This is a genomic window from Leptothermofonsia sp. ETS-13 (assembly GCF_049200465.1).
Taxonomy (GTDB): domain Bacteria; phylum Cyanobacteriota; class Cyanobacteriia; order Leptolyngbyales; family Leptolyngbyaceae; genus Leptothermofonsia.
In genome coordinates, this window is record NZ_CP120836.1 from 1844921 (window position 1) to 1867367 (window position 22447).

22 protein-coding genes are annotated in these 22447 nt (G+C 47.8%); 7 read left to right on the top strand and 15 right to left on the bottom strand.

Features of this window, described 5'->3' with window-relative positions; translation table 11 throughout:
* Positions 1–86: 86 nt before the first annotated feature.
* From P4D80_RS08275 to psbB, 4 genes are all read right to left on the bottom strand, one after another.
* Positions 87–581, bottom strand: coding sequence for a hypothetical protein (locus P4D80_RS08275; RefSeq protein WP_421658561.1), 495 nt, complete (start codon positions 579–581; stop codon positions 87–89).
* A gap of 645 nt (positions 582–1226) precedes the next feature.
* On the bottom strand, positions 1227–1832 hold the full coding sequence (locus tag P4D80_RS08280; RefSeq protein WP_421658562.1) for a GNAT family N-acetyltransferase: 606 nt from the start codon (positions 1830–1832) through the stop codon (positions 1227–1229).
* A gap of 182 nt (positions 1833–2014) precedes the next feature.
* On the bottom strand, positions 2015–2110 hold the full coding sequence (locus tag P4D80_RS08285; RefSeq protein ID WP_421658563.1) for a photosystem II reaction center protein T: 96 nt from the start codon (positions 2108–2110) through the stop codon (positions 2015–2017).
* Between the two features lie 130 nt (positions 2111–2240).
* Positions 2241–3773, bottom strand: a complete 1533-nt coding sequence (psbB, locus tag P4D80_RS08290) for a photosystem II chlorophyll-binding protein CP47 (RefSeq protein ID WP_421658564.1) — start codon at positions 3771–3773, stop codon at positions 2241–2243.
* 443 nt (positions 3774–4216) lie between these two features.
* Here psbB and P4D80_RS08295 point away from each other — a divergent pair, with 443 nt between their 5' ends.
* Both P4D80_RS08295 and psbM read left to right on the top strand, forming a co-directional pair.
* Positions 4217–4513, top strand: coding sequence for a 2Fe-2S iron-sulfur cluster-binding protein (locus P4D80_RS08295; protein WP_421659507.1), 297 nt, complete (start codon positions 4217–4219; stop codon positions 4511–4513).
* 61 nt (positions 4514–4574) lie between these two features.
* Positions 4575–4691, top strand: a complete 117-nt coding sequence (gene psbM / locus P4D80_RS08300; protein ID WP_421658566.1) for a photosystem II reaction center protein PsbM — start codon at positions 4575–4577, stop codon at positions 4689–4691.
* 85 nt (positions 4692–4776) lie between these two features.
* Here the strand turns inward: psbM and P4D80_RS08305 are convergent, their stop codons facing one another.
* Complete coding sequence (locus tag P4D80_RS08305; protein WP_421658567.1) at positions 4777–5076, bottom strand: hypothetical protein; 300 nt, start codon at positions 5074–5076, stop codon at positions 4777–4779.
* A gap of 550 nt (positions 5077–5626) precedes the next feature.
* Between P4D80_RS08305 and P4D80_RS08310 the strand changes: the two genes are divergently transcribed.
* The gene (locus P4D80_RS08310; protein ID WP_421658568.1) at positions 5627–6538 is read left to right on the top strand and encodes a photosystem II manganese-stabilizing polypeptide; all 912 of its coding nucleotides are present in this window, start codon (positions 5627–5629) and stop codon (positions 6536–6538) included.
* Positions 6539–7051: 513 nt separating this feature from the next.
* On the top strand, positions 7052–7828 hold the full coding sequence (locus tag P4D80_RS08315; protein WP_421658569.1) for an RNA polymerase sigma factor SigF: 777 nt from the start codon (positions 7052–7054) through the stop codon (positions 7826–7828).
* A 240-nt stretch (positions 7829–8068) separates the two neighbouring features.
* On the opposite strand, the gene P4D80_RS08320 is transcribed toward P4D80_RS08315, so the two are convergent.
* A complete protein-coding gene (locus tag P4D80_RS08320; protein ID WP_421658571.1) occupies positions 8069–9292 on the bottom strand; it encodes an acetate kinase in 1224 nt (407 codons plus the stop codon).
* A 365-nt stretch (positions 9293–9657) separates the two neighbouring features.
* Between P4D80_RS08320 and psaK the strand changes: the two genes are divergently transcribed.
* Entirely contained in the window at positions 9658–9918 is a 261-nt protein-coding gene (psaK, locus tag P4D80_RS08325; RefSeq protein ID WP_421658573.1) for a photosystem I reaction center subunit PsaK, read from the top strand.
* Positions 9919–9990: 72 nt separating this feature from the next.
* On the opposite strand, the gene P4D80_RS08330 is transcribed toward psaK, so the two are convergent.
* The 3 genes from P4D80_RS08330 to P4D80_RS08340 all read right to left on the bottom strand — a co-directional run bounded on the left by P4D80_RS08330 (position 9991) and on the right by P4D80_RS08340 (position 14060).
* A complete protein-coding gene (locus tag P4D80_RS08330) occupies positions 9991–12753 on the bottom strand; it encodes an AAA family ATPase (protein ID WP_421658576.1) in 2763 nt (920 codons plus the stop codon).
* A gap of 252 nt (positions 12754–13005) precedes the next feature.
* Positions 13006–13683: a cob(I)yrinic acid a,c-diamide adenosyltransferase gene (gene cobO, locus P4D80_RS08335; RefSeq protein WP_421658578.1), complete on the bottom strand. Its 678-nt coding sequence runs from the start codon at positions 13681–13683 to the stop codon at positions 13006–13008.
* A gap of 83 nt (positions 13684–13766) precedes the next feature.
* A complete protein-coding gene (locus P4D80_RS08340) occupies positions 13767–14060 on the bottom strand; it encodes a hypothetical protein (RefSeq protein WP_421658579.1) in 294 nt (97 codons plus the stop codon).
* A 900-nt stretch (positions 14061–14960) separates the two neighbouring features.
* On the opposite strand from P4D80_RS08340, the gene P4D80_RS08345 reads away from it, so the two are divergent.
* Positions 14961–16166: a homospermidine biosynthesis protein gene (locus P4D80_RS08345; RefSeq protein ID WP_421658580.1), complete on the top strand. Its 1206-nt coding sequence runs from the start codon at positions 14961–14963 to the stop codon at positions 16164–16166.
* Positions 16167–16371: 205 nt separating this feature from the next.
* Here the strand turns inward: P4D80_RS08345 and P4D80_RS08350 are convergent, their stop codons facing one another.
* The 6 genes from P4D80_RS08350 to psbV all read right to left on the bottom strand — a co-directional run bounded on the left by P4D80_RS08350 (position 16372) and on the right by psbV (position 19864).
* Complete coding sequence (locus P4D80_RS08350) at positions 16372–16632, bottom strand: hypothetical protein (RefSeq protein ID WP_421658581.1); 261 nt, start codon at positions 16630–16632, stop codon at positions 16372–16374.
* 24 nt (positions 16633–16656) lie between these two features.
* Positions 16657–17355 (bottom strand): rhomboid family intramembrane serine protease, encoded by a 699-nt coding sequence (locus P4D80_RS08355; protein WP_421658582.1) that lies wholly within the window; start codon positions 17353–17355, stop codon positions 16657–16659.
* 399 nt (positions 17356–17754) lie between these two features.
* The gene (gene petJ / locus P4D80_RS08360; protein WP_421658583.1) at positions 17755–18081 is read right to left on the bottom strand and encodes a cytochrome c6 PetJ; all 327 of its coding nucleotides are present in this window, start codon (positions 18079–18081) and stop codon (positions 17755–17757) included.
* A 156-nt stretch (positions 18082–18237) separates the two neighbouring features.
* Positions 18238–18654 carry a plastocyanin gene (petE, locus tag P4D80_RS08365; protein WP_421658584.1) on the bottom strand — a complete coding sequence of 139 codons (417 nt, stop codon included), beginning with the start codon at positions 18652–18654 and terminating at the stop codon, positions 18238–18240.
* A gap of 76 nt (positions 18655–18730) precedes the next feature.
* Positions 18731–19234, bottom strand: coding sequence for a photosystem II cytochrome PsbV2 (gene psbV2, locus P4D80_RS08370; protein ID WP_421658585.1), 504 nt, complete (start codon positions 19232–19234; stop codon positions 18731–18733).
* A gap of 138 nt (positions 19235–19372) precedes the next feature.
* Positions 19373–19864 carry a photosystem II cytochrome c-550 gene (psbV, locus tag P4D80_RS08375; protein WP_421658587.1) on the bottom strand — a complete coding sequence of 164 codons (492 nt, stop codon included), beginning with the start codon at positions 19862–19864 and terminating at the stop codon, positions 19373–19375.
* A 366-nt stretch (positions 19865–20230) separates the two neighbouring features.
* On the opposite strand from psbV, the gene P4D80_RS08380 reads away from it, so the two are divergent.
* The gene (locus tag P4D80_RS08380; RefSeq protein WP_421658588.1) at positions 20231–22435 is read left to right on the top strand and encodes a caspase family protein; all 2205 of its coding nucleotides are present in this window, start codon (positions 20231–20233) and stop codon (positions 22433–22435) included.
* The last annotated feature ends 12 nt before the right edge of the window (positions 22436–22447 follow it).

Here is a 22447-nt window from a genome sequence, read left to right on the forward strand (position 1 = left end):
ATGGGGAGTGGGGGCTGCGCTCCCAGACAGGGGGTTTCACCCTCTCCACCTCCGAAATTATCCTCAATTTAATTGAGCCTAGCTACTTACATTCTGATTCGGATATCAAGATTCTCAGCGTTATGGCGCATCATTCTCACAGTCTGGGGAAGAACCCCTACCAGCAGAGCAAATGCCTCATCTGGCAACTCAGCCACGATTTCAGGACCAAAATAATTGTCAAACTGATTCAAAATCATCTGGGCCCGCTGTAAGGGGACAGGATTATCGGTGAGCTGCTGAGTCAGCCGAATCCACTGCCGCCTGATCAAATACGCCTTTTGCCGCTCTTCCTGAGACTCAGGATAAACAAGAGATAAGTCCCCTACCGGAACTACTCGTGCACAATCGACATCAAAAAAGCTACCAACTGCCGCTCCGGGTCCAGCAAATTCCGCATGGAACCGTTTGTAGATAATTAACCCATTCCGTCTTCGGCTATTTACCACAAGTAACTGACCGCTGTTTAACTGCGTCAGAATATCAGAATCTTCTGGGTACTCAATCAATTCTTGACGGAGACTCAGGCTTTCATCCCTCATATCAGTGAAGCCCTGGAATTATTAGAAAGGATACCGCTGAAGTGGTAAATAAACCCAAAAGGCTTTGGCCATGCTATGGCTTAGTTCCACAAAATTCAACCGATACCCCACAGTTAACCTTTTTCTTTGGTCTGCACCAGGACCGGCATCAATTAACTCCGCCGTAAGACATTAAACGAATAAGCGCCCTCTGCTTCTCACAGTTCGACACCCACGTAAACAACTTGGCGAAATTGGAGAAAGGCAAATTTCCACACCTATTTTAGGGCATTCGTCAATGGCTACTGCTCTGGAAAGGTGAGGAAACTTTGAAGTAAAGAAGCAAATGGGTTGTCTTTTTTAAAGAAAGTGTGAAGTTGGACGTATCTTGACGGCTTCAACGTCTTACCTGGCCATCAGGAATTGCATACAGGGCCACAAATGAAAGGGACATCCCACCGTCAAATTGAAACAAAGTTCTAACCAGACTCTCTGAATTTTAAGTTTCCGCCGCCCCACTCCTCCTCCTGACTTCTGGCATTTCACTCCTTATCCCTCTCCCCCTCACCTACTCTGGCTTTTTTCGTCCTTCTGCCTTCCCTTCTGGCTCCTCCTGACTCCTGGCTTCTAACTTCTATTACTTGCAAGTCACGTTGAAATTTTCGACTACGCCAGCTTCTTATGCAGCAAAACTCGTCGAGGCTGCTTTAACAGCCAGCTACACCAAAGTGGATCTGACTGCTTCAACCGATAGCCTGCTTTGAAATAGAGTTGTTTGGCCGCAGCGTTATCATCTAAAACATGCAGGTAAAGGTCATGAAAGCCCCGGTCAAGCACAATTTCCTCACAGGCATGCAGCAATTTCTGGGCAACCCCCCGTCTGCGATACTCCGACTGCACGGCCAGGTTAGAGAGGTAGGGATAGGGGGAACTGCGAATCTGGAATGGGTAGGTTGGGCGCAGAGCTACTTCAACCGTACCTACGATGTAGGAACAACGGTGGTTTGAGGAAAGTACGGCAGCCAGACAAACATAGTCGGATGAAAGGGGCGATCGCAACCTCTGACGCAAGTCCTCATACAACCCCATGCGTAAAAGGGGGAAAAACCAGCGCATCATTCCCGTGCGAGAGTGGAAACTGCTAGAAAGAACCTCAACCAGCTCCCCTAAATCTTTTTGTTGAGCAGCACGGATGACGAGATCTGACAACTCAAAAGGGATTGGGTCAGGTTGGCGTCGATAATCCTTTGAAGGGAAGAAAGAAGTGGCCACAGACTTTAAGAGCGCAAACAGTAATTACTCCGTGAAAGCGGAGCAACAGGGTTCAAAACCTTTTTCAAGGAGAGCGATTTGCCTAAGAAAATCGCCAAACACCTGTTGAAGTCTAATTCACGGAGTAACAAATCTGCCAACAAAAAACAGGTATTCACTGGTCAACGAACCAACCGTTCCGTTTACTTCCCGATGCGGGGGGGTTCACGAAAGGCAACCGCAAAAAAGAGAATTCCAATGGAGACAGCAAGGATAAAGATGTAAGCAACGCTTTCCATGTTAGAAATTCCTGACTATTCATCAACATTAGTTTACCAAGCCAAAAGGTAAGAGAGATCTACAAACTCGACCAGAAATCTCTAGCCAATGAGCTGTAAATCCCTCCCTCTAAAAACCTAAAGGACAGTTCTAGATAGGTTCTGCACGACGAGTAGACTTGTCACCCACTTTCTGATAATAACCCCACTCAACCTGCTCCTCTGAAAGATCCGGATCGATCCCAGCGAACACATCGCGAAAGATCGTGCGAGTTCCATGCCAGATATGTCCAAAAAAGAAGAGTAATGCGAATACCGCATGACCAAACGTAAACCAACCCCTTGGACTTGTACGGAACACCCCATCGGACTTCAGAGTTTCGCGGTCAAATTCAAATGGTTCACCCAACTGAGACGCACGAGCATAGCGTTTCACAGTCGCCGGATCCTTAAAGGTTTGACCTGATAAGGCTCCACCATAAAAGCTAACCGTCACACCCGTTTGCTCAAAACTGTACTTAGATTCTGCTTTCCGGAAAGGAATGTCAGCACGAACAACCCCATCCTTGTCAGTTAGAACAACTGGGAAATTCTCGAAAAAGTTAGGTAAGCGTCGCACAAAAAGCTCCCTACCTTCCTTATCTTTAAAGACTGGGTGTCCTAACCACTGCTGAGCAATTCCATCCCCTTTATTCATTGGACCAGTGCGGAAAAGTCCACCTTTAGCAGGGCTATTTCCAACATAGTCATAGAAAGCTAGCTTCTCAGGAATGGCTGAGTAAGCCTCCGTCAATGAAGCTCCATCTGCCAAGCTTGCCTGAACACGCCGCTCGATCTCCTGCTTGAAGTAGCCACTATCCCATTGATAACGGGTTGGGCCATATAACTCAATTGGTGTTGAGGCACTGCCGTACCACATGGTACCAGCCACTACAAAAGCGGCAAAAAATACAGCAGCAATACTGCTCGACAAGACTGTCTCAATATTCCCCATCCGCAAGGCTTTATAAAGCCGTTCAGGTGGACGAACACTCAGGTGGAACAAGCCTGCAATGATGCCAACGATTCCAGCGGCAATATGATGGGCTACAATCCCCCCTGGGTTAAAGGGGTTAAAACCAGAGGGGCCCCACTCAGGTGCGACCGGCTGTATACTCCCCGTCAAACCATAGGGGTCAGATACCCACATACCCGGACCATAAAGGCCAGTCAGATGGAATGCTCCAAATCCAAAGCAAAGGAGCCCAGACAAGAAGAGGTGGATACCAAACATTTTCGGCAGGTCGAGAGCTGGTTCACCAGTACGAGGATCCTGGAAGAGTTCCAAATCCCAATACACCCAGTGCCAGACAGCTGCTAAAAACAACAAACCTGAAAGAATGATGTGAGCAGCGGCTACTCCCTCAAACGACCAAAATCCAGGATTAACTCCCGTTTCGCCAGTAATACTCCATCCTCCCCAAGAACCTGTAACACCCAGACGAGCCATAAAGGGCAACACAAACATGCCCTGACGCCACATCGGGTTCAAAACAGGATCACTAGGGTCAAAAATAGCCAACTCATACAGCGCCATTGAACCTGCCCACCCTGCAACTAAGGCAGTGTGCATCAGGTGGGTTGCGATAAGCCGCCCTGGATCATTGATCAGGACGGTGTGTACTCGATACCAGGGTAGCCCCATCGACTACGCTCCTCCTTTAACTAGCTCTAGTTCAACGCTTTCTTAAGCATTTTATTAAAGCAACGGACATTGATAAATGTACCAGGTCCGCAGCTCCTTTAACCTCGCACGCCTCAACATGGTCTATCATTTAGCCTGTTTAGAGGACTAAAGCGACCATTCGACAATACGTTGATGAAAATGAAAGTGTATAAAGAAGTGTATACAGTGTGAGAGGCTATTGCAAGCAATTTGTAATCTCCCGCCAGAGTTCTTGAAAAGGTTGGATTGAATGCCGAAGTCTTTATGGTTGCGCGATCTCAGCACGATCTCAGTGGACATGTAAAATCGGAGAATCTAACATTTTGTTAAGGGAGCTATCTATCTTTCTTTGGAAGCTAAATCGATATAGGAGCTAACCAATGACCACCACAAGCGAAGTAAAGACCAATGGGAGCCAAACGATGACGACGATCAATTTCTTGAAGGAAAACAAAGAAGTCGTCGTTTCTGATGGGGCCAATCTCAGATTCAAAGCCCTTGAGAATGGAATCGACCTTTATAAACTAGTAGGCAAAATGATGAACTGCGGTGGGTATGGTCAGTGCGGCACCTGTATCGTAGAAGTTAAAGAGGGGATGGAAAATCTTTCACCTCGGACTGAAGTTGAGATTCGCAAACTCAGAAAAAAGCCTGAAACCTATCGGCTGGCTTGTCAAACCCTGGTTCATGGTCCAGTCAGTATTGTGACGAAGCCCTAAAGTGGAACCAGCAGTGGTATCCTAATTCTTGTTGACACTGAGGTTATCACAGGCAGGTTTTATGCAAGTCAATGAACTGGGTTTTATAGCGAGCATTCTATTCGTCCTGGTTCCGTCTGTCTTCCTACTGATTCTCTACATCCAGACAGCTAGTCGGCAAGCTAATAAGGATTCTTAAATAAGGATTCTTAAAGATAGGTCTGATGCCGGGTTGTATCAAAGCGCTGGGGGTTCATTTCTCCAGCGCTTTACTTTATCAAGCTTCATGATAAGTTCTTGTTAGAAGAAAAATTGGATTGTACAGACGGTCTTTCACCGTCCTGAGGAGATTGCAAATTGGTGAGTAGAGCTTGAAGTTTCATTTTATGAATGTAGGGCCACCCTCCAGTTGTTTCGATATCTCTTAGCAAGTTGTAGAGTGCCTGCCGATTATCTGGTAGAGAGTCTTGAAACAAATTGTCTCGAATTTCCTGATGCAAACCTTCTAACAGCCTTAGCAAGGCCAAGAGTGCCAGGCTGTCCCCCCCCTGCCCTTCGGCTAACTCCCGAATATCATTAGCCAATCTCTTCAACCTGAGCTCTAGCGGCTCTGCTTTGAAACAATTTCTTTCACTCATCCACAAAGCCCTATTAAGTATCATTAAAAATTAATGTAACTGGAGAACCCGGTCAGCGCATCTACTTTTACATAGTCTTCTTCCGAAAAACATGAAGAATGAACATTTCCAGCTTCCTGAGAAGATAGGCTGTTCACTTTGTAATAATTCGAAACTTTTCCATCGTTCTCTTTAAGAATATCTTCATCACAAAAAGGGCAATTTCTTCTCTAAAACAGGGGAATGGCGACATTGCCATGTAGAATGCTTTATGAAACCTTTGTTAAATCATTCCGGGAATCACAAGAATACTTAGTCAGATGTGGGACGTGGTTCAACATGTCTTTAGCCTTTCGAGAGTTGCCTGAAGCAGATGATCTATGGATGATTTTCAGCATTCATTCATCCAGCCTTTGTTGAAGGGCATGCCTCGCCTCTCAATTGCTGAAGAGCGTTGAAGCCCGACTCTAAATTGCCCTGGCAGAAAATTACTTAGCGTTGATATTCGAGGTTGTTCATGAGGTACCGCGCTCTAATCGTTGCACTTCTGGCATTCTGTTTCAGCTTTTTAACTGCCTGCGCTGAGAGTCCAGCCTTAAGCAGGGAGAAGATTACGACTTACGATCAGATGAAGGGGACGGGTTTAGCCAACACCTGTCCTCAATTAGATGAAACGGCCCGTGGGTCAATTCCTATCGACCCAAACAAGTCCTACTCCATCACCAATCTCTGCCTCCAGCCCATCAGCTACCTGGTGAAGGAGGAGGCTGAAAATAAGCGGCAGAAAACAGAGTATGTTCCGGGCAAGCTGATGACTCGCTACACCTCTTCCATTGAAGGCGTATCAGGTCAGCTTAAAGTCAACTCTGACAAAAGCCTAACATTCATCGAAGAGGATGGTCTTGACTTCCAACCCATCACCGTTCAACTTCCGGGTGGTGAACGAGTTCCTTTCTTATTTACGATTAAAAACTTGGTGGCAACAACCCAACCTGGACTTACGAGCATCAATGGTTCGACTGACTTTGAGGGAACGTTCAAGGTTCCTTCTTATCGGACCTCTAACTTTCTAGATCCAAAGGGGCGTGGTCTGACCGCAGGTTATGAAAGTGCTGTTGGACTTCCCGCTCAGGCAGACAGTGAAGAACTGGTTAAAGAGAATGTAAAGCGATTCCAACTGGATAAGGGCAAGATTTCGCTTCAGGTTTCTAAGATTGATCCAACGACCGGGGAGATTGCTGGAACCTTTGAAAGTGAGCAGCCCTCCGAAACAGATATGGGTTCTCATGCAGCGAAAGATGTGAAGATTCGAGGAATTTTCTACGCTCAGGTTAATACAAAGGCAAAGTCTGCGGAGAAGGCAGCGAAAGCAGCTCCTGCGAAAGCACCAGAGCCATCTGAAGTAGAAGATTCATCCTTTGAAGAGTAATGGGCTAGTGGCGATCGCCAAATAGTGAAACACTATTCTGGGGGCTTTCAGCCCCTTTTTTAATGGTTATTTTTCAACAGGCTCTACGTAAAATTAGGGAGGTTGTTTAAGCTTCTACCCATTCACCAATGCCTATAGAAAGCGTTTTTTTAAAACTTTTTTTAAAACATTTTCAATGTTGAAGAATTTAGCTTTCAGCTTTCGTTAGCTCTGATTTGAGATTCCGTAGAAATGCAGTTGTTTGAGGTCTAGGTTAGGAAATAAGTTTGATTTGCAACAGTAGGAAACTAACGCCAATCATTAGTCCTTCAGGGAATTTGCATCTACTATCAAGCAATTTCACTTCATCCTTTTTGCGATTTACTTAATTGATTGTCTGTGTTGCTGGTGAGACCTCAGGTCCTTCAAGCATAGCTTTTTAAGGTATAGTTTCTGGTTGCATCTCCCTGTTGATCCTTTAACAAAGTCTGAATTTAGATAATCTGGTCACTGCTCTACCGACTGAAATTCGTCATGCCTACGACAGCTAACTATGAACTGAAAAGCGAGAGCTTACAGCTTCTGCGTGAGTATCACAACTCGCCCAACCCTCAACTTCGCAACCGATTAGTAGAACTTAATTTTGGACTTGTTAGAAAGGAAGCTCACCATTGGATCAACCAGTGCAACGAGAGCTATGAGGATTTGCTTCAAGTAGGATGCATCGGTTTAATTCGGGCGATTGAGCGGTTTGACATGTCGAAAGGACATGCTTTTAGCTCTTTTGCCATCCCCTACATTCGGGGAGAGATTCAACACTATTTGCGAGACAAAAGCCCTTCCGTTCGAATTCCACGACGTTGGCAAACCCTTCAACGCCAGGCAGCCTGGACAATTCGCAAGTTGCAGGTTGAACTGAAGCGCCAGCCAACCGATCTGGAGGTTGCGAGGGCGTTAGAGGTTACCGTGGAAGAATGGCAGGAAATCAAGTTGGCTTGCCAGAATCGGGCGTTGTTGAGTCTGGATGCTCCCATCCGCGATGAAGAGACAGGGGCTTCTTCCTTAGGAGAGTTGGTGCCCGATACCCGCTATCGCAGTTTCCAATTGGCTCAGGAAGATCAGATTCGGTTGCAGCAATCGTTGATTCAACTGGAAAAGCGCACGCGCGAAATCTTGGAGTTTGTTTTCCTCTACGACCTGACTCAAAAGGAAACTGCCGATCGCCTAGGTATCAGTGCTGTTACCGTTTCTCGCCGGGTTAAGAAAGGGCTAGAAATGCTGCAAAAGCTTATGGTTGGAGCAGAAGATTAGTGCTGCAAAAGCTTATGGTTGGAGCAGAAGATTAGTATTTCGGCAGGAAAATTTTCCTGGGTCGAAAACCCTTAAATTTATATCAGGAGTCGGGAGTCAGAGACTAGTAGTCCGTCAGGATAGATTTGAGTTATCCCTCAAATCTACAAAACCCAATTCTCAGGTGTTTTGATGGGTTTTCAACCCATCAAAACAGTCTTGACAGACCACTAGTGGCTACTGCTGTAATTTGAGCTACGACTAGGATAACTGCATAAGTTTCCAGCATTCCTGGGCGATCGCCCAATCTTCCTGGGTATGAACGACAACTACTCGAATGGAGGAATCAACTGCTGCGATATCTTGGTCAGCAGGACTCTGCTGATTTTTCCGAGGATCTAGCTTCAGTCCTAGGAATTCAAAGGCTTCGCAGGCTGATGCTCTAACCCAGGCTGAGTTTTCTCCCACTCCAGCGGTAAATACGAGAACATCTAATCCCTTCAGACCGGCAAGCATTGACCCAATTCCTGCTTGCAGACGATGAATATACATGTCGAGCGCTAGCCGGGCACGCTGGCTGCCCTTGGCTGCGGCTTCAGACACCTGGCGCATATCACTTGAGATGCCTGAGATTCCTTTGAGCCCAGATGCCTGATTGAGAACTTGATCAAGTTGGGCCGCGGTGTAATTCTCCTGACGCAGAAGATGAATCAGAATGCCAGGGTCAACGGAGCCAGAGCGGCTTCCCATCATCAAGCCATCCAGAGGAGTAAAGCCCATCGTGGTATCAATGCTATGTCCATGCTGAATAGCGGCTAAAGAGCAACCGTTTCCAAGGTGACAGGTAATCAGTTTGAGGGTGTTCAGGTCCCTCCCTAGAATCTGGGCTGTGCGTTGGGCGCAGTACTGATGGCTGATACCATGAAATCCATAGCGACGGATGCCTTGCTCAAACCATTCGTAGGGGCCTGCATAAAGGGCAGATGCCTGAGGCATTTGGGAGTGAAAGGCGGTATCAAATACAGCAACCTGGGGGACTTGGGGCAACACATTTGTGACCGATTCGATTCCTTCCAGGCTAGCGGGATTGTGTGCTGGAGCGAGGGGAATGAGTCGGGAGATCGCAGCTTTCACCTCGGCTGTTATTCGTACACTCTCACGATATTCCTGCCCACCATGCACCACTCGATGCCCAACGACATTAATGTCTGAGAGCTGTTTAATTACCTGGGTTTCGCCTTTCCAGAGGGTATCAAGCAGGTAAGCAATGACAGCAGGACGCGAGTGAGTCCGAATTTCTTCTTTTAAGCATGTCCCCTGAGCGGTTACAACTTCCATCTCTGCAAAACCTTGATGATGAGACCAGTCAACTTTGGCTTCCCAAACAGGTTGAGGAGGGTGTTCTGGCAAAGAAGAACTATCTACTATTTCGTAAAGGCAACTCTTTTGGCTACTAGATCCTGCATTGAGTACCAAAATTTTCATGGCAGTGTTATAGCGATCCCTCTTGAAATTTGAACGGGGTGCAGGGGTGGAACCCCTGCGTAGGGGCGAAGTCCCCCCTTGTTCACAAATAGTTTGTGAACGCTATAGTTCCGCATGGGGTTGAGCAAAGGCTGAAGCGGGTCAGTGGACAAATCAGCTTCACTGCTCTTTCTTCTAAAGTTTGGCCCAAACGTTACAAAAAATGACGTTTTCCAGGATTCACTAATGCCAGAACTGTCATTTAATGCGGATTTTTTTCCAAAAGTGTTAACTATTGATGCAATCTATGTCGGTGGAGCATGATTCTCTGGTAGATATTTCACCTAAAGATATCAAACTAGTCGTGAGATTGAGGAGATAGCCAATTGTTTACCTCTACTTTGCTTGCTGTTGCCGCTAGATCGGCTGATTGGAGCCCAACTGTTGGGATTGTAATGATTGTTTGCAATATTTTAGCGATCGCCATTGCCAGACAGACAGTTCAAAAGCCCAATGTGGGGCCTGAAATGCCGTCTTCCAATCTATTTGGCGGTTTCAGCGCGCCTGCCGTTGTAGGAACTCTGTGCTTTGGTCACATTCTTGGGGCAGGGGCGGTTCTCGGTTTAACCAACCTGGGTGTGCTTTAGATTGCACTAACGAAAAATTCCTTTCTTGAACCTTTGCTTGAAGCATAAGTCAGGATCTAACCCTGACTTTTTTTATTCTGCTTCTCGCTCTACCAGGATGATGTTTTCCGTCACCTTTTCAAAAGTATCGTCGTGGCTGATGACAAAGAGTTGACGAAAGGTTTTGATGTTAGCGATCGCTTCTGCCAGGCTTTCCCGACGGGGTCTATCCATATTGGTGGTGGGTTCGTCGAAAAATGCCACGTCAATATCGGCCAGAACTTTCAGGAGTGCCAGCCTAACCGCCAGCGCTGCACACATTTGTTCGCCACCGGATAGATTAATAAATCGACGGGAATGGGCACCCTCCCGCACGATAATTTCGTAGTCCCGCGTCCATTCCAGGCTGACATTGACCCGGTTAAGCAGTTCTCGAAACAGGCAATCAGCTTCTCTGGAGATTGTTTGAACATAGCGTTCGGTAATGCGGGGACCCGCTTCTTTATATACCTTACGGGCAAACTTGATGAACTTTTCAGTTTTGTGTCTCTGCTCTAGCGCTGTCTTGGCTTGCGATCGCTTCTCCTGAATGGTTTGTAAGCGGGCTAACTGGTGGTCGAGGTTGTCCAGATACTTCTGCATATCGGGGAGGCGAGCCTTGAGGGCAATTTGCTGAGTGTTCGCCTGCTGATAGGCGGCCTGAACAGATTGAAAGTGGACAGGATCGAAGGATTGGGTGAGGCGATCGTGCTCTTGTTGGATCTGGGCTGCCTCCTGTTTCAGGGTCTGGAGCTGATGGGTCGCTTCTTCAAGTTGTTTTTGCCGCTCCTTGCGCGTATTTGCCAATTCTCGATAGGCCAGATATTCCTGGTAGGCGGCTTGATGCCGCTCTTTCAGGGATTGCTGGGTCTGCATCGCATCTGCCAGATTGGCAAATTCAGCAAGTTGGGTGTCGATCTTGGCTATTTTTTGCTGGATTTCTGTAACTGAAGTGTGTACCTTTTGAAACTGTTGCTGCAAATCTGACAATGGCTCAAGTTTTTGGGTCAGTAACCGAATCTGACCACGGGGGTCGTTGAGTGCCTGTAGTTCACTTTCAACTTGTGCCAGCTCCTGTTTTAGAGTGGATTCTGCCGCCAGTTTAGTTCTCAGTTCCGCTAAACTTACCTGCAAATGTTTGATTTCATTTTCCAGTTCCTGTTGCCGGATTAGCAGATTTTTCAGGGTTGAAAATTCGGTTTGCTGCCTTCTCAGGATTTGCAGTTCTGTGTGAACGGTCTTAAGCTGCTGTTCCAGCATTGCCGTACAAGTTTGCTCTGTCAGGTCGTTGAGAATGGTGTGCAGAGCGATGGTTAGTTGCTGTTGCCAGTCTGCACCGCTATGCAGGGCATGAATTGCCAAATCCAGGGCATCGGTCCACAAGGGAAGAGTTTTCTGCAATTCTCGCAAAGTCTCTTCTGCGTGCTGGGCCTGGGACAGGTAGCGATCGCCCCGTTCCTTTGACTGAGACAGGATCTGCTGTAAATCAGCTTTAAACTGGGTTGCCGCTTCTATACGGCTGAGTTGCTGCTGTAAACGCTGCTGCTGCTGCTCCAACATTGGAATCTGCTGGATGGAAGATTCCAAAGCCTGAAGGTGGAAAATTTCTGCCTGTAACTGGAAAAGCTGATTTTGCCGTTCTGCGTGCAACTTTTCCTGAGTCTGAAGAGTTTGTTGCCAGCCTGCCAGTGTTTGAAACTGCTGACTGAGATTCTGACATTGCTGCTCCAGGTTGAGCTGACGGCATGTTTGGGGTTCCAGTTGTTTGATTTGCTGTTCTGCGATGGCGAGTTCTTCCAGTTGATGGGTGAGGGTTGCCAGTTGAGTTTTGCGATCGCTCAGCAGTAGTTCGTATTGCCGCTTTTCTCGCTGCCACTGTTGCTCAACCTGCCACTGTTGCTGGAGGGCCTGAAAGGTTTCTTCTGCTTGAACAAAGGTTTGATACGCTTCCCGGTTTGCCGTACAAATAGCAACCGCTTGCTCTGCCTGTCGTAAATCTGTTTGTAATCGAGTGATTGTTTCCAGTTGTCTTTCGATTCGCTCAGTCAGCCGTTCTAGCTGGGATTGACACCGTTGAATCTGGGTTGCCTGATCAACCAGTTGGGTTTGCTCTGCCTGAAGTTGAGTCAATTGAAGTTGAAGCTGCTGCAAATCGGTTTGCACCTGTTCAATTTCCTGATGCTGCGCCTCACGTTTCTGTTGCAGCGGAATCAAATCTTCCAAATCTTTGTCATAGCCAGCAATCTCTCGCTCTAAATTTTCGACCAGGCTTCTGGCGTATTTTTCCAGATCGCCCATTTTCTTCCAGGTTTGTTGATATTCCTCAACCTTTAGAATTTTGTCAAAGATGGGCTTACGGTTTTCTTTAGTCAGTAGAAAATCTGCGGTGAAAGTACCCTGAGGAACACCAATAGTGCTGGCAAATAATTTACCCAGGTCGGTTCCGGGGGTAACTCCCAGATGTTGCCGCAGCCAGGGTAACACTTCTTCCTTAATTTTGCTGTAAGGTAGGCGCTCATTGAGTTGAGAGTCATAGAGGGTATAGCCTCTTGTGGTGCAACGCTGGATTTCGTAAGTGCGCCCGTCTCGATTTGATACAAAAGAAACTGATACTTGAGCACTGGCAGATCCGTTGCAGATCAGGTCTTCTTTGCTATACCCGCCAATGTAGTCAAACAGAACCCAGGCGATCGCTTCCAGAATGCTCGACTTGCCTGCGCCATTTTCGCCAAAGATAGCATTAATTCCTGGCTGAAAGAAAAATTGACGTTCACGATGCCGTTTAAAATTTTTTAGCGTAACTGAAAGAATTTCCATGCAATGGCTACCAGCATTCAGCAATTGGCACTCAGATAGTTTGCCCGAAAAAGAGATAAGTGTAATAGAGCAAGAGTACTAATATTGAAACAGAAAGTCTCTCAAACGAAAACTGGTCAAACAATCGGAATCTGCCTGACATAAAAATAGGAACTAGAAGTCAGGAGCCACTAGGAGCCAGGAACCAAGAGTCATAAGCTTAAATGCGTAGTTTGTGATGGCTCCTTGAAAAGGGTCTTTCAGGGGCAAGTTTCAATACTCAATTCCTGGCTGAGCTTTAACCCCCTGTTCCCGAAAGGGATGTTTGATCAGAGTCATTTCGGTGACGAGATCGGCATGGTCAATTAATACTGGAGGCGCACCTCTGCCCGTCAAAATGACATGGGAATGATCAGGCTTATGTTCCAACCCCGATAACACCTGATCAACAGTTAGATAGCCATGTTTCAAGGCAACGTTGACTTCATCCAGTAAAACCAATCTGAAGTCGGGGTTCTTAACAAAAGTGAGGGCTTTTGTCCAGGCGGCTTGTGCCATTTGGGTGTCCCGTTCTTTATCTTGCGTTTCCCAGGTAAAGCCTTCACCCATGGCGTGAAATTCTAGCTGGGGGGAGGTACCATCCACACTTACAGTCCAGGGTTGGAAGGCTGCTTTTTCAGCAGGCTCCCAGGCTCCTTTGATGAACTGGATGATTGCCACCCGGTAGCCATGCCCCAGCGATCGCAATACCATTCCCAACGCTGCTGTGGTTTTTCCTTTGCCATTGCCCGTATGCACAATGATCAGTCCCTTTTCGCTGGTCATTCCTGCTAAGCGCTGCTCCTGTACCTGCTTGCGTCGCTGCATTTTTTTGCGGTAGCTCTCTTCGGCAGAGGGGCGATCGCGGATTTCTTCCCCATGACTGGTCAGCTCGGAGTTTAAACTATTCATTGCTGGTACTCTTCACTTGTGGATAGTTCGTTATCACACCGGGCACTAGGCAACTAAAATCACAGCTATCTGCGATCGCTCATCTAATCAAACGTAAACAGGCTAGGCTGATCCTTTACCACTTCTAAGCGTGCCATATCTCCCTGGTAGTTATTGTTAATCAGTTTTGCCCGTTGCTTGAGGTGCTTTGGTACGTAGCAGAGGTCAACAGGCAACCCGTGATACAACATAAACTCTGCAAGTTGGTCAGGATGGATGAAAATGCGCTCCTGATGAAGGCGTTGCAGAATTTCGGGAAACGTATGCCAGCGTGCAGATTGAGCACAATGCTGAGATTGCTTAATAGTTGAAGAGTTGCTAAAGGAATTGTTTGACATAGCAGGCGAATGAAGCGGATAAAAAGGCTTGATGCGTTCTATGGTGTGCGTGGATCTATCCATTTTGCACCTGGATCTATCCATTTTGCACCTGTAGTATAAGGATGGAGCTATGCCAATACCTGCTGCCAACATCATTGCGTATCCTTTCAACAGATGCAACTAACTTGCTTCAAGCGGTCAGGGAATTTCGCCAAAAGCCATGTTTTGTTAAAAAAATCCGTAGTTCTATTGAGAAGCTTTGAGATATTGGTGCTAGATTGGTAAGGTTAGTGTCTGAAGGTTGTCTGAAAGAATTGAGACCTCTTTCCCTGACTGGATACCACTTGCTCTGGTATCTGGAAATGAAACTAAAGCGGAAACGGCAGTGCGACCCAGCACTATCGTGGGCAGATCGGTGTGAAGCACCCAGTATGAGCTGACCGACCTGTAACTTGAGGTTCGCAACTCGTTGGAATTGGTTTGATCTCGTCCATCTGAAGATTTGGTCCTTTATCACTCTTGCGAACTCGGTCGGTCAAGTTCTCTTTAGGAGAATTTTTTAACTAAATACGTGAAAGCAGAGTTGCTTGTCTCGGGTAAAGGTTTGTTGAACGGTGTTCATTTGTCGTTCTACGAATTCTAAGCGTCAGGTTCTGGTAGAGAGCCCCCTGGATGCGGCGGACGCTCTGCTGCTCTAGGGGTTACCAATCAGAACGTATCTGTTCCTTAACCTGCTTACCCAGGTAGGAACGTTGAATGAGATATGGAAAAGCTGGCTTCACCAGATGTTCAACACCCCAACGGCACTGCTTGATGTAGTGGCTGTTCCGTGTGCGCGGGAGGATGTCTGTCCTTGGGGATGTCAATGTTCATTTCTTCAACCTTATTTATGCTGTCCACTTTTTTCGGAGTGCAAAGATGTCAAAATTGCTCAGTCAGAAAATCGCACCCTCCCCCATGCCTGCGGAGATTGGTGTCGTCGATTTGATCGATGGCTACTTTACTGCATATAACTCTGCCCGCCTGCGTGAGATTTGCCACCTGTTGAGCCGTGAAGTGATGCAGGAAGGGGTCACTGTGGGGATGAGTTTGTCGGGTGCTATGACTCCGGCAGGTTTTGGAGTATCTGTACTGGCTCCCCTGGTGCGTAATGGCTTTGTGGATTGGATAATCAGTACCGGAGCAAACCTGTATCACGATATACATTATGGATTGGGACTGGAACTGTATGCCAGCAGCCCATTTCTGGATGATGTGAAACTGCGTCAAGAAGGACGAATTCGTATTTATGACATCGTATTTGAATACGATGTGTTGTTAGAGACTGACGCGTTTCTACGAGAAATTTTGAAAGCGGAGCCTTTCCAGAAGCGCATGAGTACAGCAGAGTTTCATTACCTGCTAGGTCGGTATGTGCGTGAAGTTGAAAAGCAATTGGGCGTTAAGAATTCCTGCCTATTGGCAACGGCTTATGAGTGCGGTGTTCCAATCTACACGTCTTCACCGGGAGACAGTTCTATCGGCATGAATGTTGCGGCGATCGCCCTGGAAGGCTCTCAACTGGTACTCGATCCCTCCCTGGATGTGAATGAAACCGCTGCAATCGCCTATGCTGCTCGCGAAACTGGCATCCCTGAAGTAGAGGGCAAGAGTGCGGCCCTGATCATCGGAGGGGGGAGTCCCAAAAACCTTTTACTGCAAACCCAACCCCAGTTACATGAGGTGTTAGGACTGGAAGAACGGGGACATGATTACTTCATCCAGGTAACAGATGCCCGCCCGGACACTGGTGGACTGTCCGGTGCAACTCCCAGCGAAGCGGTGAGCTGGGGTAAGGTAGACCCCGAAGAATTGCCCAGCACAATTGTTTGCTACACCGACAGCACGATCGCCCTACCAATTATGACCGCCTACGTCATCAATCAGTGTCAGCCGCGCCCCCTGAAGCGGCTTTATGACCGGCGTGATGAAATGCTGGCAAAGTTGAAAGCTGATTACGAAGCTGCGAAAGCCAAGCCCACTCATCTGGTTTCTACCCCAATTCCGGTAATTGAGCCAGAACGGGAGTTGATAGCAACCTATCCGTGCGGCACACCAATTCGTAACGGGCACCGGAAAGGTTAATAGGAGATCAGGGGAGCGGAAGAGGGAGGGAGGGAGTAGGAGGGTAGATGGGTTCTGAGTTTCGAGTTCTGAGTTCTGGGTTGTCCCAATACCTGGTTCTTAGCCCCTAGCCCCCAGTCCCTGCCCCTTTTCTTCCTTCTTCTTCCTTCTTCTTCCTTCTTCCTTCTTCCCTCCAGTCCCTTTCTCTTAATGACCTGATCTCCTGCTATGCATGTTCATTGACCTGTTCTTGTAACCAGAGATCAACGGGCTGTCCATCTTTACGGCGTAGTTCAATTTCCACCACCATCACTTGCCCTGACCCCGGTGGGGCAGTTTTTTGGTGGAAGAAAATATCATAGGCGTTTGGATCTTCGTTGCGCTCTTTCAGCCATTCCTGCACTTTCATCGTGGCGAAGAGTGATTGCCCCTGCTCAAACATCCGAGTTATTTGCATTTGCAGGGTGTAAGGGTTAAATCGAGGCATATGATTACTCCTAATCTCTCACCTTTATCGCCGATCTGAGGATAATAACCCAAGCATCGGTCCTAGAATTGCGCCGAAAACAAATCCGCCAGCATGTGCCCAATAAGCAATGCCTCCTTCTTCTATGTTTATTTGGGCATCAAGACTGGCGACGCCGTAAAACGCTTGTTGTACAAACCAAAGGCCAAGAAAAACAAAGGCTGGAATGTGGATGGGAATAATAATAAATCCCAGGGGAAGTAGGGTAAGAATTTTTGCTCCGGGAAAGCGGAGGATGTAAGCACCCATAACACCCGCGATCGCCCCACTCGCCCCCAGCGAGGGGATAGTTGAATACGCCGAAAAAAACCATTGAGTCAGAGCGGCAAGTGCGCCACAGGCCAGGTAAAAAATGAGATACCTGAAGTGACCTAATTTATCTTCAACGTTGTTGCCAAAGATTGACAGAAACAGCATGTTTCCAATGATATGCAAGAAGCCACCGTGTAAGAATTGCGAGGTGAACAACGTCATCCATGGTGCAACGGCTGGCTGATAGGTTAATTGCCCCGTAAGACTTTCAGTGAGCGCTAAGGGAACCAGCGCCCACGTCATAAAAAACTGTTTTAATTCTTGCGGTGTGAGGGTTAACTGATAAATAAAGACTCCAACATTAATAGCGATTAGCCCATAGGTCACGAATGGGGTAATCCGAGTTGGATTGTTATCACGAATGGGAACCACGACTTCTTTCCTCGCAGTTGTTGGGTGTTGGGTTATAAACTAGGCTCTTTCAGCTTGCTGGTGAAAGCATATCTTGTGTTAGAGCGATCCTTCTTGAAATCTGAACGGGATGCAGGGTTTCCACCGCTGCGTGGGGGCTTCGCTCCCACCCCTTTGTTCACAAACGATTTGTGAACGCTATACTTTTTCATCTCGAACAAAATCTCTGGAACATTGACTTTGTTCAGGATAAACGACGCTTACTCGCAACTTTTTGGGAGAAAATCATAGACTGTGAGATTAGCACTATAGCAGTAGTCATAATAGAGAGGCTGTATTTTGATACAAAACAAACCCCCTTGAAGATTCAAGGGGGCCGAGAAGGGCGATGGCTTAAGCAGAATAAAAAATATGGCAACCTTACCAGCCTTTTTTCGATTGCTCTAAGACATAGGTTGCCACGTCTTCAATTTGCTCTGGACTCAATCGACTATTAAAGGCAGGCATTGCATTTTTGCCCTTAGTCACCTGGGTTTTAATTGCCTCTAGAGAATCCATTCCGTATTTCTCCAGGGCTTCTTTCTTAAGGGTTTTGTTGGCGATAATTACGTTATTACCGCCAACGTGGCAGGCTGAACAATTAGCATTGAAAATCTTTGCGCCATTATTCAAATCCGCCGCATTGACTGGCTGAGTGATAAAAATAACAATGAGGGCGATCGCCAACCCAAACAGCGCGTAAAACATTTTCAAATAGGTTCTCCCCTGTCTAACGTAAAGCATAGGCATGAATTAAGCATAGGCATGAATTCATGCAGGCATTTGGATCATAGGCTCTCCACCTAGTATGAATGGATCACCACTGTCAGGAGAGGAGAACCTGCAGATCGGCCACTCAGGAAATTAGCCAACGATCAGCTTACCTACCATCCCAGCACTCCGGTGGGGCGCACAGAAGTAGGTGTACTCACCAGCAGGAGCATCCTTGGGAATAGTTACCTCAAATCCTGAACCAGGGGTCATCTCCAGGTTTTGATGAGAGAGGGATTTTGCCAGGGCTTTATCCTTACCAGGAATTGCGGTGTCATCAAAAACGATATTGTGGGGAGGAACTTTGTTAACAACAAACTGTACCGTGTCACCGGGCTTGACATTCAACTTATCAGGTTGGAATACGAGCATGCCATTATCGCCACCCATTTTAACGGTGTAGGTTGCCGCAGCAGCAGGCGAAGCAGACAGGAAAAAGCTACTGACTACCAGTAGAGCAGCAGCCAGGGTGAGGCAAATGCTTCTCGCAGCGGAAGTAAACAGTTTCATGGTTTCCTTCAAGGTTTATGCTTACATACACATTAAGATTTTAGAACAAATCTTCGACAGCTTGTCGAAGATTCTGTTACTCGCCCTGAAAGGTTTCTGTGCCCCACCCAGGAGCAACTTGCGCTGCCCGCAGGATAAACCCGGCCAGGTTCTCGATCTGTTGTTGGGAAAGCCAGCTTTCTGGTACTTCGCGGCACCAAATGGTTTCTTCAGTGCCGTCGTAAGTCATGGGTCGTCGCAGGTAAGTTACTAAACCGTTGATGGTATCCCGTCGTGGGGTGGCTCCATGCAATGCGTCAAGAGAGAGGGAGACAATTGGGTTGGGTATGGTTGTTCCACCTACATGGCAGTTTATGCAGTTGCGTAGAAACAATCGTTTACCGTCGGATAGTTCTTCTGCAGAGAACAGCCGGGTTTGTTGTTGTTCATTCACTTCTAGAGGAATCGGATCGGTAACTTTCAGGTAGCGGGTAACGTAGGGGTCGATCGCCGCCCACACCGGTTCGCTGGCGATCGCAATTTGCAACCAGAAAACACAAATAGAAAGCAATAAACGAAACCAGAGGGAAAGTTGCTTCATTGAATGTGGGAAGGGTAATTTCAAAAGATGCATTTAATAAGGAAGACCTTAGACCCCGGATTGGGCAAAGTAAATGCCCGATGATAAATCCAGAGTCTAAAGTCGATGTCAACCGTTTGGAGGTATTTTTTAGACTGCTTAGTAGTAGATCTTGCCGCCGCCCCATTTTTCGCCGACAACCTTAGGCTGAAGCAGGATATGACCTGCGATCGCCACCAGATCCTCTCTGGTCAGGTTTCGCATCTCTGGAAATGTGTCCTTACTCTTGAGGCTGGGGTGAACCTCGGCGATCGAGTCAATCCCATCGTAGCTAGTTGGATTCTCCATAAAATCCACCAGCGCTTCGATGTTATTGCGGGGTGGCGTTGCCAGTGCTAGAGATTCGGGATCAAGCCCAATGTTAGGGTCGGTTTTCGTGATTCCACCAACATGGCATTGAGCACAGGCGTATTGAAATAATCGTTTCCCTTCCTTAACTTGCTTCAGGCTCAAAACAACCGTGTCACCTTTGTCATTGAGTGGAACCGTCCGGGTGGTGGCATCCAGTTCGGCTGCCGCGACGCTGCCCACAAACGTATAAAAGGTGAAGAATACAGTGGCTAGAGCGAGCCAAATGTATCTTTTAAGCATGGTTCTCCTTAAGTGTGGCTCAGGGTATCTGGGTTATCAATGATGATGGCGGACTCAATCTGTTAAACCTGGTATGTGGACAGGTCAAGAAGACGCTATCGTGAAATCCATCCAGTGAGATTGAGTCTTGTCAATATCAATATCATGCCACTGAGCGTACCCTTTCCCAAGCCCAATACCAGACCTCTTGGAGAAATCGTTTAAGGGTATCAAATGGATGGGGTTTTCAGCAACGTCATCGCCACCAGTAAACGGGATTGAGTTATGACGGATATAGCGATCCTGTTTAGATTGTGAGAAAGGATTCCGCAGGAGTTCTTTCTCACAAAGCTTCTCAATCTCATGACTGATTTAGGACTGCTATCTATGCCATCGTTTCCTCGTCGTCACTTTCTACAGTTTGCAGGTTCGATGCTGGTAACGCTGGGTTTAAGCCAGTGGGATATTTACCAGCAAAGTATTCGCTATGCTCAAGTCCTGGCTCAGGGGACACTTCGCAAACTGGCGTTGTTAGTGGGCATCAATGCTTATCCTGAAAGTAGCCAGTTCAGTTCACTTCAGGGATGTGTTACCGATGTAGAACTCCAGCGGCAATTGCTTATGCATCGGTTTGGCTTTAATGACAAGGATATTTTGACATTGATCGATGCTCAGGCAACCCGGCAGGGAATTTTGACGGCATTTGAGGAGCATTTGATTAAACAGGCGAAGCCGGGGGATGTGGTAGTGTTTCACTATTCCGGGCACGGTTCCCAGGTGACAGACCCCGATCGGGATGAACCGGATGGTTTAAACAGCACCTTTGTTCCGGTAGATGGGGCTCTGCCACCGGATTTTCCTGAACGGGGCGGTACGGTCAAAGACATTATGGGGCACACACTGTTTCTGCTGATGAGTGCCTTGCCAACTGAGAATGTGACGGTTGTGCTGGATAGCTGCCACGCTGGTGGAGGAACGCGGGGCAATCTGCGGGTGCGATCGCGCAGTGGCGGAGCAATTCTTCAGGCTGACCCGGCAGAGTTTGAATACCAGAAACAGTGGTTGTCGCGGCTGAGCCTATCACCTGCTGAGTTTATCCGTCAGCGACGGTCGGGGGTAGCCAGGGGAGTGGTGATTGCCTCTGCCAAGCGAGATCAGTTAGCAGCTGATGCCCCTTTTAGCGACTTCTATGCCGGAGCTTTTACCTACTTAATGACCCAATATCTCTGGCAAGAACCGGGAACATCGACAGTCAACAGTGCCATCCCCAGGGTTGCCCGCAATACCAGCAAAATGTCTTCCAGTAGCCAGGAGCCTATTTTTGAAGTTAAGCCGGGCAGTGGTTACGAGAAACAGTTGTTCTACTTTACACCGAAACAAACGGCTCCAGCAGAAGCGGTGGTAATGAAGGTAGAGGGCGATCGTGCTGAACTCTGGCTGGGTGGGCTCGATCCGCAAAGCCTGGCTGCATTTGACCAGAATGCCATCCTTACGGCGGTGGACAGCAAAGGCGGCGAACAGGGGCAGGTCAAGCTGGAATCCCGTAATGGCCTGGTTGGTAAGGGAAAACTGTTGAACGCTGCCAAACCTGGCGTATTGTTACAAGAAAAGGTGCGAGGTATTCCTATCGATTTGCCCCTCAAAATTGGACTTGACTCCTCCCTGGGCAAGGATATGGTTCAGGCAAAACAGGCGTTAGAGGCCATGAAGCGGGTAAAACCCCTGCCGCTTCAAGAAGGGGAAGTACAGTATATTCTGGGGCGAATGAACGATCGCTACCAACAACTTTTGCAAAACACCAGCATTCAGAATCTACCACCTGTGGGTAGTGTTGGTTTGTTTTCCCCCGGTCTGGATGTCGTTCCCGGTTCCTTCGGTACTCCCGGAGAATTGGTTACGGATGCTGTGATCCGCCTTCAGGCTAAACTGAAATCTCTCCTGGCTGCCCGGATTGTCAAGCTGACGCTCAACACCAACTCTTCGCGGTTGAACGTGGCCGTTTCAATGACACCGGCAGGCAAGGACACTCAACTCATTGCCAGTGCGTTTGCCGTCCGGGGAGTGGGACGGGCGATCGCTACCAGTCCCCAACCCCTCAACGACCCCAAACGGTTGCCCTTGGGCACCGCGATTCAGTTTCGCATCACCAATAACGAACCGCGTGATCTTTATGTAAGCGTGCTTGTGATTGATTCCACTGGGGAGATGACCGTTATCTTTCCCAATCAGTGGACAGCCACCTCTGAAGTGATGAAAGTTGCGGCTGGACAAACGCTTCGTATTCCAGAGCCAGGAAAAGACCGTTTTAGTCTGGTAACCCAGGAACCCAGAGGCACAACGGAAGTGCTAGTCCTTGCCAGCAGCACACCGTTGGGTAATGCATTGAAAGCCCTGCAAGGGTTAGCATCACGGAGCGGGCAACTGAGAGGACCTGTCGCTCTCAGCGATCCGACAGAAGTTATTGGCAGTATGCTGGATGACCTGGATGCAGGTACACGCAGCAGTGGTGAAAACTCCTCTCCAGCTGGAGGCGTGCGGAGTGTGGATACCACTCAACTAGCGGCACTATCGATTACGTTTGAGGTGGTTTGAGAGAAAAAAGGT